Source organism: Pseudarthrobacter sp. KH_020_B, from assembly GCF_057840185.1.
Map to the genome: position 1 here is coordinate 2,459,872 of NZ_CM174506.1, position 15,579 is coordinate 2,475,450.

The following is a 15,579-nucleotide window of genomic DNA, read 5'->3' on the forward strand; positions in this document are numbered from 1 at the left end:
GGCAATATGGGCGTATCAGCAGATCCGCCCGGATCCGAGGATTAGAGGAGAGATCACCATGGCAGGCCAGGAGCAGCAGAAGCCACAATCACACGACAGCCAGGTCGAGGACGAGATCCCGGAGGCACCCCCGGCAGCCCCCGAGGCCCAGGCATCGGCTGCCACTCAGGGCGTCGACGACCTCCTTGATGAAATCGACGGCGTCCTGGAGTCCAACGCCGAAGAGTTCGTCCGCGCGTTCGTCCAAAAGGGCGGCCAGTAACCCGGATCCGGATGGGTGGCGGAAGCCGCGTCCGGCCGGAAATCTGTACCGACGTTGAAGGACCACGTACAAGGAGTGCATCAGTGCAGGAAACAACCGCCAACCAGGTAGCCGGCAACGCGACATCCTCATTCACCGAGCATCTGCAGCGCGACCGGCCGGACCTGCTTCCGTACAACCGTGCCGCGCCTGCTGCAGCGTCGGCTGCTCCGCTGCAGGTGCCCCATGCCACCACGATCGTGGCGATGAGTTTTGGCGGCGGCGTCCTGATGGCCGGTGACCGGCGGGCCACCATGGGCAACGTCATTGCCAGCCGGCATATCGAAAAGGTGTTTCCGGCTGACAGGTATTCGGTGCTGGGGATTGCCGGCACCGCCGGCATCGCGATTGACCTGACGCGGCTCTTCCAGGTGGAGCTGGAGCACTACGAAAAAATCGAGGGCACCCTGCTGAGCCTGGACGGCAAAGCCAACCGGCTGGGGGCCATGATCCGCGGGAACCTCCCGATGGCCCTGCAGGGACTCGCCGTCGTGCCGCTGTTCGCCGGCTTCGACACAACCGCCGGCGTGGGCCGGCTCTTCTCCTACGACGTCACCGGCGGCAGGTACGAGGAACGCGAGCACCATACCGTCGGCTCCGGTGCCGTGTTTGCCCGCGGCGCGCTGAAGAAGCTTTGGCGGCCCAACCTGGCCGAAGCCGAGGCAGTCTCCGTGGCGGTCGAATCCCTTTACGACGCTGCCGACGACGACTCCGCCACGGGCGGTCCGGATCCCGTCCGCCAGTTGTGGCCGGTGGTGTACACCGTGAACAGGGATGGTGCCCGGCGCATCCCCGAATCCGAGCTCGCCGCTGTGGCGGGCCGGATTATCGAAACCAGGTCCGCCGAGCGGCGGGAGGCCTGAGATGACGCAGCAGTTCTATGTCTCGCCTGAACAACTGATGAAGGACCGTGCGGACTTCGCACGGAAGGGCATCGCCCGCGGCAGGTCCGTGGTGGTCATCAGCTGCCAGGACGGCATTGCCCTGGTCGCTGAGAACCCCTCACCCTCACTGCACAAAATCGGCGAGATCTACGACAAAATCGCCTTTGCCGCCGTCGGCAAGTACAACGAATTCGAAAGCCTGCGCCAGGCCGGGGTGCGGTACGCGGACGTCCGTGGTTACTCCTACGACCGTGAGGATGTCACCGCACGGGGGCTCGCGAGCGTCTACGCGCAAAGCCTCGGTGCCGTGTTCACCGCCGAACAGAAGCCCTTCGAAGTGGAACTGGCCGTTGCCGAAGTTGGCCCCACGCCGGAACTGGACCACCTCTACCGGCTCACGTTCGACGGGTCCATCGCCGACGAGAACGGCTTCATCGTGATGGGCGGCCAGGCGGAGCGTGTCGCTGCGGTCATCGCCGAGGGCTGGCGACCGTCACTGCGGTTCGCAGGCGCTGTCCGCCTGGCTACCGGCGGCCTGGCCAGCGGCCCGGACCAGGCCGCTGAACAGGGCGAAGCGGGAGGAACCCTTCCCGCCAAAGCCGTGGAGGTTGCCGTCCTGGACAGGCAGTCGGAAACCTCCCGGGGTTTCCGCCGGGCCTTCCGGCGGCTCAATGATGCTGATATCACGGCGCTGCTTGCTGAGGAGGACTGAGATGGACAAGAGGATCTTCGGTATCGAGACCGAGTTCGGAATCTCGTATTCGAGCCCCGATTCGAGGCCGTTGGCCCCGGAAGAAGTGGCCCGGTACCTGTTCCGGAAGGTGGTCAGCTGGGGACGGTCATCCAACGTGTTCCTGACCAACGGTTCCCGGCTGTACCTCGACGTCGGCTCACACCCTGAGTACGCCACGGCCGAGTGCGATGACCTGGCCCAGCTCATTGCGCACGACCGCGCGGGCGAGCTGATCCTGGACGACCTCGTTGACGAGGCACAGGCAAGGCTGGCCGCCGAAGGTTTCAACGGCACTGTCTACCTGTTCAAAAACAACACCGATTCGGCCGGCAACTCCTACGGCAGCCATGAAAACTACCTCATCCCGCGCCGCGGCGAATTCTCCCGGCTCGCGGAGATCCTGATCCCGTTTCTGGTGACCCGCCAGCTGATCGCCGGCGCAGGAAAAATCCTGAAGACTCCGCACGGGGCCACCTACGCATTTTCCCAGCGGGCAGACCACATCTGGGAGGGCGTTTCCTCCGCCACTACCCGGTCACGGCCCATCATCAACACCCGCGATGAACCGCACGCCGACGCCGAATTCTTCCGCCGGCTCCATGTCATTGTGGGCGACTCCAACATGTCCGAAACCACGGCCCTGCTCAAGGTGGGAACCGTGGACCTCATCCTGCGCATGATCGAGGCGGGGGTGATCATGCGCGACATGAGGATGGAAAATCCCATCCGCAGCATCCGCGAGATTTCCCACGACCTCAGCGGAAGGGCGCTGGTCCGTCTGGCCAACGGCCGCCAGCTCACAGCCCTGGAGATCCAGCAGGAGTACCTCACCAAGGTCACGGCCTTTGTGCAGGAGCACGGGGCCCACAACGCCCACGTTCCGTTCATCCTTGATCTTTGGCAACGGACCCTGAACGCGATCGAGAGCGGTGACACCAGCACCATCGACACGGAAATCGACTGGGCCATCAAGAAAAAACTGATGGACAACTACCGGGAGCGGCACGGTCTGGGACTGGACGCGCCCAGGATTGCGCAGCTGGATCTTACGTACCATGACATTTCGCGGAGCCGAGGACTGTACTACATCCTGCAGTCCAGGGGAGCGGTTCGGCGGGTTGTGGACGACACCGTGATCAAGGACGCCGTGGACGTGCCGCCGCAATCCACGCGGGCCAAGCTGAGGGGCGATTTCGTCCGGCGCGCCCAGGAACTCGGCAGGGACTACACCGTGGACTGGGTGCACCTGAAGCTGAACGACCGCGCACACCAGACCATCCTGTGCAAGGATCCCTTCCGGAGCGTCGATGAGCGGGTGGATGCCCTGCTGGGCTCTATGGGCTGACGCTCAGGTTCACGGGCTATCCTTGATGGGGCCGTTCCTTGGCCTTGCAGCGGTACCGGGCGCCTGATTCCGGTTCCGCATCCACCCTGCCCCGACGAAAGTTCTCTTACGTGCGCCGACTCCTAGCAATCCTGATCCCCGGCCTGCTGCTGCTCACCGCTTGTGGCGGTTCGCCCGCAGCACCGGAACCCACCAGCCAGTCTGCCGGTGACACTGCCAAGTTCGACTCCCTGAAACTGACGGAGAACGGGGACAAGAAGGCTCCCGGTGTCGAGTTCTCCAAGCCCCTCGAAGTCACCGAACCCACCATCAAGGTGGTCACCGAAGGTGACGGCGACCGGGTTAAAGAGAACCAGATCGCCAACATCTCTATCCTCGCGCTCAGCGGTGCGGACGGATCCACGCTGGAGGACACCTTCCCCGGCGAGCCCGAACCGCTGGAGCTGAACGAGGAACTGAAGACCGGCAGCCCGGTCATCTACAGTGCGTTTGTTGGCGCCAAGGTCGGCTCCAGCCTTGCCCTGGCCATCCCGGGCCAGGCCGCAACGGCTGAAGGCGCCCCCGCCCAGCCCACGCAGCTGCTCCTGATTAAGGTGCTCTCCACCAAAGACGTCCAGCCGGCCCTCGAAAAGCCCGAAGGCGAGACTGTCACCCCGCCGGCCGGCCTGCCGACCGTGAAGGACAACGACCAGGGCATACCGGAGATCTCCGTTGACGGAATCGCTGCGCCCACAGCCCTCGTGGCTCAGGACCTGATCAAGGGCACCGGCGCCGAGGTTAAGGAATCCGACACGTTGACCGTCAACTATGTTGGCGTGAACCTCGTGGGCGGCACTAAATTTGATTCAAGCTTTGACCGCGGCGAGCCGGCCAGCTTCCCGTTGACCGGCGTCATTCCGGGCTGGACCCAGGGACTGGCGGGCAAGACGGTGGGCTCCCGGGTCCTCCTGGTGGTCCCCAAGGACCTGGCGTACGGTGATGCCGGCCAGGGCGAAGCCAAGGGTGACCTTGTCTTCGTTGTGGACATCCTCGGCGTCAAATAAACAGCAACACATCACCCACCCAAACAAACAAAGGAGCAACCATGTCATTTGGTCAGCGCGATTTCGACCGCCAGAAGCCGGAAATTGACTTCCCGCAAGGCGATGTCCCCACCGAACTGGTCATCACCGACCTCATCGAGGGAGACGGTGCCGAGGCCAAAAAGGGCGACACCGTCTCCACCCACTACGTCGGCGTGGCCTGGTCCACCGGCGAAGAGTTCGACGCTTCCTGGGGCCGCGGCGCGCCCCTGGACTTCCGTGTGGGCGTGGGCCAGGTCATCCAGGGCTGGGACCAGGGCCTGCTGGGCATGAAGGTGGGCGGCCGCCGTCGCCTGGAGATTCCTTCCGAACTGGCGTACGGCTCCCGCGGGGCCGGCGGAGCGATCGGCCCCAACGAAGCGCTGATCTTCGTGGTGGACCTCGTGGGCGTCCGCTGACCGAAGCATGGTAACGCCGGAAGGCGCGGTAACAATCAGGGTTTTTGTATTCCTGTTGTTGCCGCGCTTTCTGCTTTCCGCGGCGGAGTTTAGTAACGTAGCCAGCGTGTCCGTCTCCCGTACTGAACGCCTGCTGAACCTCCTGATAGCCCTGCTGAACACCAAATACGGCCTGCGCCGTGCAGAGTTGCGGGCGAAGGTCTACCACGACACGTCCGGCAACGACGTGGCCTTCGGCAGGATGTTTGAGCGGGATAAAAATGACCTCCGCCACTTCGGGTTCGAGGTGGAAACCGTGACGGACCTCGGCTGGAGCGAAGATGATCCGGCCACCACCCGCTACCGCATCGGCAAGGAATCGAACCGCCTCCCCGATGTCCAGCTGAGCCCGGGGGAGTGGACGGTCCTCCTCCTGGCGTCCCAGTTGTGGGAGCGTGCCGCCCTGGGAACCGCCGCTGCCAGCGCCCTCCGCAAGCTCCAGGCCTCCGGTACCCTGTCCGACGTCGAACTCCCGCTTGGTGTGCAGCCGCGGATCCGGCCGGCGGGCCAGGCCTTTGATGATGTTGTGGCTGCCATGCACGCCCAGCACCCCGTCAGCTTCCCCTACCTGGCAGGCACCACCGGCAACGAAGCGCAACGGACGGTGGAGCCGTGGGGCCTCGGCAGCCGCTTTGGCCAGTGGTACCTGACCGGCTACGACCGCTCGCGCAAGGCTCCGCGCCACTTCCGGCTATCCCGGTTCACGGGCCCCGTTACGGTGTTGGAGAAGGAAACCTACTCGGCGCCGCCGAACTTCAATGTCCGCGCAGAACTGGACCGGCTTCCGGAACTTCCGCTCCGGACCGCCGTCGTGGACGTCCGGGAGGGCCGCCTCCTAGGGCTGCGCCGGCGCACCACGCCGGTTCCCGCCGGGAGTACGGGAACGCCCGACGCCGGCTACGAACGGCTGCAGATCAGGTTCAGGGACGCTGAGGTGCTGGCCGAGGAGCTGGCGTCCTATGGCCCGGACGCGGTGGCACATGCTCCCGACGAACTGGTCGCGGCCGTGCGGCACCGGCTGCGCAACGCCGCCGGTTTCTGCGCCGCTCCCAGCCCTGCCTATCTGTTTGCGGACGCACCGCGGGGCCGCGCCGTCCGGAAACGCACCTCCGAGGACCAGCTCAAGCGCATGCTGCAGCTGGTTCCGTTCCTGGTCCACAACCAAGGCCTGCACATCCAGGACGTCGCAGCACGGTTCGGCGTCACGCCCGCGGAGTTGGAAAGCGACCTGCGGATCCTTATCTGCTCCGGCCTTCCCGAGGGATACCCTGACGACCTCCTGGACATCCATTGGGAGGAAGGCCACGTCTACATCACCCAGGACCTGGATCTCAAGAGGCCGGTCCGGTTTACTGTCGACGAGGCCTGCGCGCTGCTGACCGGGCTCGAGACACTCAACGGGCTTCCCGAACTTGCCGAAGGAGGCGCCCTGGAGTCAGTGACCCTCAAACTGATGGCAGCGGCCGGCGAAGAAGGGCTGCGGGCCGGGTCACTCGCCGGTCCGGAGGTGGGCCCCACGGATTCGGCCGTCCTTGATGTTGTCCGTGCCGCCATCCAGGAACGGTCGCAGCTGCGGCTTGTGTATTTTTCCGCCCAGCGGGACCAGGTCTCCGAACGTGACGTGGACCCGCTCCGCCTGTATTCCCTGGACAACACCTGGTACTTCGAGGCCTACTGCCATTCGGCCCAAGGGCTGCGGAACTTCAGGCTGGACAGGGTCCAGGAGGTCCACCCGAACGGAAAGCCAGCTTCCACGCAGATCCGGCTCGGTGAAGGCTTCCCGGCGAAGCTGTTCACCCCCAACGACGACGACACCACGGTCCTCGTCCAACTCACCAGGCAGGGCGCCGGCTTGGCGGACGACTATTACGCCGAACGTGTGGCGCCCCTTCCCGACGGCGGCCTCGTAGCCGAGATCCGGTTCGGCAGTACGGCCTGGCTGCCCATGTTTGTGGCCCAGCACGGCGGGGCCGCCCGGATCCTCGAACCTTCCGAGCTGGGGACCGCAGCGCTGGACTGGATCGAGGCGGCCCTGGCCCGGTACGGCGGCTAGACTCGTCAGCATGCCTTGGTGGTCCTGGATCCTGATCTGGATTGCGCTCATTGCGCTCTCCCTGCTCTTTTATGTCCTCCTGGGCATCCGGCTGTACCGCCAGTTCATGGCGGTAGTGAAGGACCTGGGCGCCGCTGGAGCCAAGGTGGCACACCTGGCTCCTGCAGCGGCCAACGTCGATGACGGCCTGCAGGAGCCAGGGCCAGCCCAACCCGGTGCGGCTGTTTTTGCCTCACCGGCCCGGATGCGTCATGATTACGACGCATCCAAGTCATCCCGCCGGGAGGGCCGCCGCCAGAGGCGCGTCCAGCGCAGGCACGATCGGGGACAGCCCCAGTCACTTCGCGATCTCAATCTCAGTTAGACGTAGGATGTTGTAAGAGGAAAGGAATTCCCGTGGGAAGACTCTTTGAAGGCCCGTGGCCAATTGTCATTATCATCGTCGTTGCGCTGCTGCTTTTCGCCGCGCCCAAACTCCCGGCCATGGCGCGCAGCCTTGGCCAGTCCATGCGGATCATCAAGTCCGAGGTCAAGGAAATGAAGAACGACGGCAAAACCGACTCCACCGACACGGCATCCGGCCCGGTGGAAGGCAAGATCGTCAACCACCCGCAGGCGAAGCCCGGTGAGCCGACCGACGGCACTGACGTTCCGCCGTCGACCCGCGCTTAACCCGAAGTGGCACTCACGCGGGGCCGTAAGTCCAACCCTGAGGGGCGGATGGCTCTTTGGGACCACCTCAAGGAGCTCAAGAACCGGCTGATCAAAGCGGCAATTGCCGTGCTGGTTGCCGGCGTGGGCGGCTGGTTCCTTTACGACCCCGTCGTCTCGAGCCTTTCGGCTCCGCTGATTTCCATTGCCGAGGAAACCGGCCGGACTGCGGTCCTGAATTTTGCGACCATCGCTGATCCTTTTGCGTTCAAGATCCAGATTGCCATCCAGATAGGGCTGGTGATCTCCAGTCCTGTCTGGATCTACCAGGTGTGGGCGTTTATCACCCCGGGGCTGACCAAGAAGGAACGCGGGTACACCCTCGGCTTTATGGCAGCTGCCGTGCCCCTGTTCCTGGCCGGCGTTTTTGTAGCCTGGCTCGTGTTCCCCACCGTGGTCAGGGCGCTGCTGCAGTTCACACCCGCCACCGGCGCCAACAACATCTCGGCCACCGATTACCTTACGTTCGCCACCCAGATGTTGCTCATCCTCGGGATCTCGTTCCTGGTCCCCGTAATCCTGGTGGGGATCAACATGGCTGGTGTGGTCCGGGGCCGGACCATCCTCAAAGCCTGGCGGATTATCGTCTTCCTGGTCTTTGTCCTGGCTGCACTGGCCGCACCCGGTACGGACGCGTTGTCCATGTTCCTGCTCGCTGCGCCTTTGCTGATTCTGTTCTTCGCTGCGATCGGGCTGTGTATCTTCAACGACAAGCGCCGTGACAAGCGGGTTGCCAAACAGGCTGCTGAGACGGACGCGACAGCCGACATCGCTACGCCCGGCACCGAACTGAAGAACCTGTAGCGCGCGGCGCATTAGGCTTGAGGCATGTCCTCTATTTCCGGGCCACTCTCGCCCTCTGAAAGCTACCGGGCCAGCGTGGAACGCACGGCCGAAGCGGGCACCTACCTCGGCGGGTTTGTCCGCACCCTTGATTTTGAACTTGACGAGTTCCAGCACCTCGCCTGCCGGTCCCTCCAGGAGGGCAAGGGAGTGCTGGTGGCTGCCCCCACCGGGGCCGGCAAGACCATCGTGGGCGAATTTGCCATCTACCTCGCCTTGGAACGAAACCTCAAAGCCTTCTACACCACCCCGATCAAGGCCCTGAGCAACCAGAAATTCACGGAACTTTCCGAAAAGTACGGGGCAGAAAACGTCGGTCTCCTGACAGGGGACACGAGCATCAATGGCGACGCCCCCGTAGTGGTCATGACCACGGAAGTCCTCCGGAACATGCTCTACGCGGACTCGGACACCCTGGATGACCTCGGCTTTGTGGTTATGGACGAAGTACATTACCTCGCGGACCGCTTCCGTGGCGCCGTCTGGGAGGAAGTCATCATCCACCTCCCCAGTGAAGTCAAGGTGGCTTCACTCAGCGCCACAGTTTCCAACGCCGAAGAATTCGGCGCCTGGCTGGATACCGTGCGCGGCGACACCGACATCATCGTCTCGGAGCACCGTCCGGTTCCCCTGTGGCAGCACGTTATGGTGGGCCGGGACATCGTGGACCTGTTCGCCGGAGAAACCACTTTTGACGAAATCGCGCCGCCTGCGGATGCGGAGACCGGAGTTCCGGTACCGGTCCAGGAGCGGCTCACCGCGGCCACCAGTGACGCTGACCGCCCGGGGTTCGAGGTCAATCCGGACCTGCTCCAGATGGCACGCAGCGAAGGCCAGCAAAGTTTCGCTGGGCGCTTCGGCCACGGCGGACGAAGCCAACGCCGCCAGCACCGGCAACGGACAGAGGACCGCGCCAGCCAGGGAGCCCAGCCCGGCGCCGTCCGGAAAGCCAGTCGGCCCCAGGTGATCGCGAGCCTGGACCGGCAGGACCTCCTGCCGGCCATCACGTTTATCTTCTCGCGGGCAGGCTGCGATGCCGCCGTTGCCCAGTGCGTCTCCTCCGGCCTCTGGCTGACCACGGAGAAAGAGCAGCGGATCATTGCCCAGCGCGTCGACGAGGCCGGGCAGGACATCCCGTCCGACGACCTGGACGTCCTCGGCTTCTGGACGTGGCGGGACGGCTTGCTGCGCGGTTTCGCGGCCCATCATGCGGGCATGCTTCCCACGTTCAAGGAAGTGGTGGAGAAGCTTTTCGTTGAGGGCCTGGTCAAGGCTGTGTTCGCCACCGAAACACTGGCCCTGGGTGTCAACATGCCAGCCCGGTCCGTGGTCCTGGAAAAGCTCGACAAGTTTAATGGCGAAGCCCATGTGGACATCACCGCGGGGGAGTACACGCAGCTGACCGGCCGCGCGGGCCGCCGCGGCATCGACGTCGAAGGCCACGCGGTGGTCCTCTGGCAGCCGGGAACGGACCCTGCTGCCGTTGCCGGCCTCGCTTCACGGCGTACGTATCCGCTGAACTCCAGCTTCCGGCCGACGTACAACATGAGCATCAACCTGTTGGCGCAGTTTGGCCGCCCCCGTGCGCGGGAAATCCTGGAATCCTCCTTCGCGCAGTTCCAGGCTGACCGGTCCGTTGTTGGTCTTGCCAAGCAGGTGCGCAGCCGCGAAGAGTCCCTCGCGGGATACGCGAAATCCATGACCTGCCACCTCGGAGACTTCACCGAGTATGCCCGGTTGCGCCGCGAACTGTCCGACGCCGAAAATGTCACCTCGCGCAGCAAGTCCCGGGCCCACAAGTCCCTGAACGAAGACTCCCTGGCGCGGCTGATGCCAGGGGACGTAGTGGACGTCCCGGGCGGGCGGTCGCCCGGGCCGGCGATTGTGCTGAGCTCGGACCACAGCGGCAGGGAGCCACGGCCTGCCATCCTGACGCTCGACAACCAGCTCAGGCGAATCGGCACAGAAGACCTTGAAGGCCCCATCGCGCCCCTGACTCGGATCCGGATCCCGAAGTCGTTCAACGCAAAGGTCCCGAAGTCCCGGCGCGACCTCGCGTCGTCGGCCCGGAACGCACTGCGGGAGAACCGGCCGCCGGCCCCCGGCCGCAGCACCGATTTTGGCCTGGGATCCGTCCTGCCGCATCAGGAGAAGCGCATCACGGAACTTCGCCGGGCGCTGCGGGCCCACCCCTGCCACGGCTGCAGCGAGCGTGAGGACCACGCCCGGTGGTCCGAGCGCTGGTGGAAACTACGCCGAGAGACGGACGCCCTGGTCCGGCAGATTCAGGGCCGGACCAACACCATCGCCAAGACCTTCGATCGGGTCTGCGACGTCCTTTCCGCCTACGGCTACCTGGAAGCTGGAGCTGACGGGCGCCTGGCCATCAGCTCTGACGGCCAGCGGCTCCGCCGGATCTACGGCGAGAAGGACCTGCTGATTTCGCAATCACTGCGGCTGGGCGCGCTAAACGACCTGGACGCCGTCGAAGTAGCAGCCCTGGCCAGCGTCCTGGTCTACCAGGCCAAACGCGAGGACAGGGGCCTCCGCCCCCGGATGCCGAGCGTCTCCCTTGAATCGTCTGTGGATGTGGTGGTCCGGGAGTGGTCGGCGCTGGAGGACGTGGAAGAGGCCAACAAACTTCCACTGACCGCCGAACCGGAGCTGGGTCTCGTCTGGCCGATGTACAAATGGGCCAAGGGACGGCACCTCCAGGAAGTGCTCAGCGGCACGGACCTGGCGGCGGGCGACTTTGTCCGCTGGGTGAAACAGGTGATCGATCTCCTGGACCAGCTCGCCAAGATTCCCGGCCTGGAGCCGCGCCTGTCCAGGCTTTGCGCGGAAGCCATTTCGCTCATCCGCCGCGGCGTCGTGGCCTACTCTTCCGTACTTTGACGTGCCGGCTCTGACGTACCGGCAGGCTGCCATCTTTCCCCTAGTCCCAGGAGCTTCGCCCGCATGACCATTGAACGTTCCACCACACCCGCGCCGCACGAGCGGAAGGTGGTCCTGTACCGCAACGGCTCGGTCTACACAGCAGCGGACCCCTTTGCCACCGCCATGTTGGTTGACGGCGACACCGTTGCCTGGGTCGGCTCCGAGCAGGCCGCATCCTCCATCGCCGACAGCTCCATGGAGATCATCGACCTCCACGGAGCCCTGGTAGCACCGGGGTTTGTTGACTCCCACGTCCACCTCACGGAAACCGGCATCGCGCTGGGTTCCCTCCAGTTGGGCGGGATCCGTTCCGCCCGCCAGCTGCTCGATGCCGTGGCCACGGCCACAGGCGTCGGCCCCCTGCTGGGCCATGGCTGGGATGAATCCACGTGGGAGGACCCGGCACTGCCGGCGGCCGAGGAACTTGAGCAGGCGTCCGGTGGCAGGCCCGTGTTCCTGGCCAGGGTAGATGCACATTCGGCGTTGGTCTCTTCTTCCTTGGCTGCCGCCGCAGGGCTTGGCGGGCTCGACGGCTACACCGCGGGGTCACAGGTGAAGCGGGCCGCCCATACAGCCGCCCGTCAGGAAGCACGGCGGCTCCCGGAGGCCAGCCTCATGGCGTACCAGCGGCGGGCCCTGACCGAAGCGGCCGAAAACGGCTACGTGGCACTGGCGGAGATGGCCGCGCCGCATATCGGGGGAGTTTCCGACCTTCGCCTTGCCGCCGCGTGGAACACGTCTGCCGACGAGGCAATGACAGCGGCCATGCCGGAGGTCCTGCCGTACTGGGGCGAGCTGGCCACTTCGGAGGAGCAGGCCCGGGCGCTGCTGGACGAACTGGGCGTATCCGTGCGCGGCCTGGCAGGGGACCTGAACATTGACGGTTCCATCGGCTCCAGGACAGCGGCCCTGAGGTCCGGCTACAGCGACGCGGCAGGGGAGCGGGGCAGCCTCTACCTCTCGGCAGAGCAGGCCGGCGCCCACCTGGCAGCCTGCTCGCTGCTGGGCATCCAGGGCGGCTTCCACGTCATCGGCGACGCGGGACTTGATGCCGCGCTGAGGGCACTCGAACTCGCGGCCGCCGAAGTGGGTGAGCAACGGATCCGCGCGGCCGGCCACCGCTTCGAGCATGTGGAAGTAGCAGACGCCAACGCAGTGCAACAGCTGGCCCGCTTCTCCGTCACCGTCAGCGCCCAGCCACGCTTCGACGCTGCATGGGGGAACGAAGGTGGAATGTATGAGCAGCGCCTGGGGCACCGGAGCCGCTCGATGAATCCGTTTGCGTCGTTCTACGCGGCCGGTGTTCCCATCTGCTTCGGCAGCGACAGCCCCGTGACACCGCTGCGCCCGTGGTCCAGCGTGCGTGCCTGCCTGGAACACCACAACCAGGCTGAACGGATCTCGGCCCGCGCAGCGTTCCTCGGCCACACCCGCGCAGGCTGGCGGGCAGCCAACTACCACAACCCGATGGCCGGGCAACTGGTTCCCGGCGCACCCGCCAGTTTCGCCGTCTGGGATGTTGAGGAGCTCATGGTCCAGGTGGCGGATGGACGTGTCCAGTCCTGGAGCACGGATCCGCGTGCCCGCACGCCCCTTCTCCCGGCACTGGACACCGGTGTGGACCCGGTGTGCCTGCAGACGGTGAAGGACGGCGTGGAACTGTATTCCAGCCCGGCACTGCGCTCCTGACCGGACACACCGGCCGGTGCCTCGGTAAAGCGCCCTATAATAGGTAGTTGCGCCTGACCGTCAGCTACTCCGGTACCGTTCAGCCGCTCCGACCGCTCCCGTCCAGGAAGGCCCTTTGTGCGCGTCCTCACCATCATTCCTACTTACAACGAGCTGGAATCGCTGCCCAAGACTCTTCAACGCCTCCGCGCAGCCGTACCGGCCTCGGATGTACTGGTGGTGGACGACAACAGCCCGGACGGCACAGGGCAGCTTGCGGACGGCTTTGCCGCCGAGGATACGCAGGTCCACGTGCTGCACCGCAAAGGCAAGGCAGGCCTGGGAGCCGCGTACATTGCCGGGTTCAAATGGGGACTCGAGGCAGGCTACGACGTTCTGGTGGAAATGGATGCGGACGGCTCACACCAGCCCGAACAGCTTCCCCAGCTGCTGGAAGCCGTTGAACAGGGCGCGGACCTTGCCATGGGATCCCGCTGGGTTCCCGGTGGCAGCGTAGTCAACTGGCCGCTGTACCGGCAGGCAATTTCGCGTATTGGCAGCACGTACGCCCGGCTGATGCTGGGCCTGAAGATCAAGGACGTCACCGGCGGCTACCGTGCCTTCCGGCGGACGACGCTGGAGAAACTGAACCTCGACCAGGTCGATTCGGTGGGCTACGGCTTCCAGGTTGACTTGGCGTGGCGCGTTGCCAAGCTGGGACTCAGGATCGAGGAACGCCCCATTACGTTCGTGGAGCGCGAGCTCGGGGCGTCGAAGATGAGCGGCAACATCGTTGTTGAGGCCATGGTCAACGTCACCAGGTGGGGCCTGCAGGCACGCTGGAACAGGCTCACAGGCAAGAAGGATCCGGCACAGGGCTGACCCTGCAACGGCCGCTGCCACACAAGATAAGGGCCGGCCCGGCAACGTGATCACGTTGCCGGGCCGGCCCTTTCTCAATTGTTCAGCTCGCGTCAATCCCTGACGCTATGGCCTCCGTGGGAGGCCGTCACCGCCGCTGGGATCAGGCAGTGCGCCGTTCGCCACGGCGTTCGCGCAGGATGGTCAGCCGGTCCTCGAGGATCTGCTCCAGCTCGGGAAGGGAACGGCGCTCCAGGAGCATGTCCCAGTGTGTACGGACAGCCTTTTCGTTGCTGGTGTCCGGACGTTCGCCATCAACGAGGAGAGCTTCCTTGCCGGTCTTGGAAACCCACACAGGAGGAATTTCAGCTTCTGAAGAGAACGTCACGAAGACCTGCTCGCCGTCCTCGCACCGGTATTCGACACGCTGGCGCGGAGCCGGCTCGACGCCGGACTCGGTCTCCATGCTCTGCGCGCCAAGGCGCATACCCCGCAGGCTGCGATCGCTCATGTTTTCTCCCTCTGGTCGGTTCGCGGAGCAGGACTCCACGCAAGCCGGTACGGCATAACCGCCCCGGACTACTGTGTGCACTGTGCTGCATCATAAGATTCAACGCATTGCGAAGCATTCTTGTTCCAGCGGATCTGGTCCGACCGGACAAATACTCAATTATACCGGCATGGGGTCTGGCTGCAAAACGGGAGGGGACCCGCGCCGAAGCGCGAATCCCCTCCCTGCCCGTATGAGGCGGATCCGGGTCAGGAACCAGGCTGTTTAGCGGGTTCCTCGTCGAACAGCCCGCGGCCAGCCGCGTTCGGGTCAGGGTTGGTGCCGCCAAGTGCCTGGCCGATGCCCTTGAGTGCCTCGCCGATTTCGCTGGGAACGATCCACAGCTTGTTCGATGAGCCCTCTGCGATCTTCGGAAGCGTCTGCAGGTACTGGTACGCCAGCAGCTTCTGGTCGGGGTTTCCCTTGTGGATGGCGTCAAAGACCTTCTGGATGGCCTGTGCCTCACCGTCTGCACGGAGGATGGCTGCCTTGGCGTCGCCCTCTGCCGCAAGGATGGATGCCTGCCGCTGGCCTTCTGCCGTCAGGATGGCGGACTGCTTGGTGCCTTCCGCCGTGAGGATCGCAGCGCGGCGGTCGCGCTCGGCCCGCATCTGCTTCTCCATCGAGTCCTGGATGGAGTGGGGCGGGTCAATGGCCTTGAGCTCCACGCGCGAGACGCGGATGCCCCAGCGGCCGGTTGCCTCGTCCAATACACCGCGCAGCTGGCCGTTGATCTGGTCGCGGGATGTGAGCGCCTCTTCCAGGTTCAGGCCGCCCACAACGTTACGCAGGGTGGTAGTGGTGAGCTGCTCCACGGCCTGGATGTAATTGGCAATTTCATAGGTGGCGGCGCGTGGATCAGTGACCTGGAAATACACCACAGTGTCGATGGACACCACCAGGTTGTCTTCGGTGATGACCGGCTGCGGTGGAAAGGACACCACCTGCTCCCTCAGGTCCAGGAGCGGCAGGAGCCGGTCCACAAACGGGATCAGGATGGTGAGTCCAGGGTTGAGGGTCCGCTGGTACTTGCCGAGCCGTTCAACGACGCCGGCCCTCGCCTGCGGGATGATCCGCACTGAGCGGACCAAAACAATAATCACGAACACGATCAGGACCACCAGCACAATGGCCAAGGCGGCTCCTCCTGCGTTATCCATACGTCTCCTATTCC

At 64.8% G+C, this 15,579-nt stretch carries 15 protein-coding genes; 13 read left to right on the forward strand and 2 right to left on the reverse strand.

Features of this window, described 5'->3' with window-relative positions; all coding sequences use genetic code 11:
• The first annotated feature begins 58 nt into the window (after positions 1-58).
• The 13 genes from AC3IT0_RS11255 (at position 59) to AC3IT0_RS11315 (ending at position 13,876) form a co-directional block, all read left to right on the forward strand.
• Positions 59-262 (forward strand): ubiquitin-like protein Pup, encoded by a 204-nt coding sequence (locus AC3IT0_RS11255; protein WP_056339984.1) that lies wholly within the window; start codon positions 59-61, stop codon positions 260-262.
• Positions 263-345: 83 nt separating this feature from the next.
• Positions 346-1,164 carry a proteasome subunit beta gene (gene prcB, locus AC3IT0_RS11260; protein ID WP_489319893.1) on the forward strand — a complete coding sequence of 273 codons (819 nt, stop codon included), beginning with the start codon at positions 346-348 and terminating at the stop codon, positions 1,162-1,164.
• A gap of 1 nt (position 1,165) precedes the next feature.
• The gene (gene prcA, locus AC3IT0_RS11265) at positions 1,166-1,897 is read left to right on the forward strand and encodes a proteasome subunit alpha (protein ID WP_489319894.1); all 732 of its coding nucleotides are present in this window, start codon (positions 1,166-1,168) and stop codon (positions 1,895-1,897) included.
• Position 1,898: 1 nt separating this feature from the next.
• A complete protein-coding gene (gene pafA / locus AC3IT0_RS11270; protein WP_489319895.1) occupies positions 1,899-3,263 on the forward strand; it encodes a Pup--protein ligase in 1,365 nt (454 codons plus the stop codon).
• A 110-nt stretch (positions 3,264-3,373) separates the two neighbouring features.
• Positions 3,374-4,306 carry an FKBP-type peptidyl-prolyl cis-trans isomerase gene (locus AC3IT0_RS11275; protein ID WP_489319896.1) on the forward strand — a complete coding sequence of 311 codons (933 nt, stop codon included), beginning with the start codon at positions 3,374-3,376 and terminating at the stop codon, positions 4,304-4,306.
• Positions 4,307-4,347: 41 nt separating this feature from the next.
• Positions 4,348-4,743 carry an FKBP-type peptidyl-prolyl cis-trans isomerase gene (locus AC3IT0_RS11280; RefSeq protein WP_056340002.1) on the forward strand — a complete coding sequence of 132 codons (396 nt, stop codon included), beginning with the start codon at positions 4,348-4,350 and terminating at the stop codon, positions 4,741-4,743.
• Positions 4,744-4,849: 106 nt separating this feature from the next.
• Positions 4,850-6,835 carry a helix-turn-helix transcriptional regulator gene (locus AC3IT0_RS11285; RefSeq protein WP_489319897.1) on the forward strand — a complete coding sequence of 662 codons (1,986 nt, stop codon included), beginning with the start codon at positions 4,850-4,852 and terminating at the stop codon, positions 6,833-6,835.
• Between the two features lie 10 nt (positions 6,836-6,845).
• On the forward strand, positions 6,846-7,199 hold the full coding sequence (locus AC3IT0_RS11290) for a hypothetical protein (protein WP_489319898.1): 354 nt from the start codon (positions 6,846-6,848) through the stop codon (positions 7,197-7,199).
• Positions 7,200-7,231: 32 nt separating this feature from the next.
• A complete protein-coding gene (tatA, locus tag AC3IT0_RS11295; protein WP_489319899.1) occupies positions 7,232-7,507 on the forward strand; it encodes a Sec-independent protein translocase subunit TatA in 276 nt (91 codons plus the stop codon).
• Positions 7,508-7,555: 48 nt separating this feature from the next.
• Complete coding sequence (gene tatC / locus AC3IT0_RS11300; protein WP_489319900.1) at positions 7,556-8,350, forward strand: twin-arginine translocase subunit TatC; 795 nt, start codon at positions 7,556-7,558, stop codon at positions 8,348-8,350.
• A gap of 24 nt (positions 8,351-8,374) precedes the next feature.
• Positions 8,375-11,284, forward strand: coding sequence for a DEAD/DEAH box helicase (locus tag AC3IT0_RS11305; protein WP_489319901.1), 2,910 nt, complete (start codon positions 8,375-8,377; stop codon positions 11,282-11,284).
• Between the two features lie 63 nt (positions 11,285-11,347).
• The gene (locus tag AC3IT0_RS11310) at positions 11,348-13,015 is read left to right on the forward strand and encodes an amidohydrolase (protein WP_489319902.1); all 1,668 of its coding nucleotides are present in this window, start codon (positions 11,348-11,350) and stop codon (positions 13,013-13,015) included.
• 117 nt (positions 13,016-13,132) lie between these two features.
• Complete coding sequence (locus AC3IT0_RS11315; RefSeq protein WP_489319903.1) at positions 13,133-13,876, forward strand: polyprenol monophosphomannose synthase; 744 nt, start codon at positions 13,133-13,135, stop codon at positions 13,874-13,876.
• Positions 13,877-14,018: 142 nt separating this feature from the next.
• Here the strand turns inward: AC3IT0_RS11315 and AC3IT0_RS11320 are convergent, their stop codons facing one another.
• Together AC3IT0_RS11320 and AC3IT0_RS11325 are read right to left on the reverse strand one after the other, a co-directional pair.
• On the reverse strand, positions 14,019-14,366 hold the full coding sequence (locus AC3IT0_RS11320) for an RNA polymerase-binding protein RbpA (RefSeq protein ID WP_056627246.1): 348 nt from the start codon (positions 14,364-14,366) through the stop codon (positions 14,019-14,021).
• A 248-nt stretch (positions 14,367-14,614) separates the two neighbouring features.
• Positions 14,615-15,565, reverse strand: a complete 951-nt coding sequence (locus tag AC3IT0_RS11325; protein WP_489319904.1) for an SPFH domain-containing protein — start codon at positions 15,563-15,565, stop codon at positions 14,615-14,617.
• Positions 15,566-15,579 lie beyond the last annotated feature (14 nt).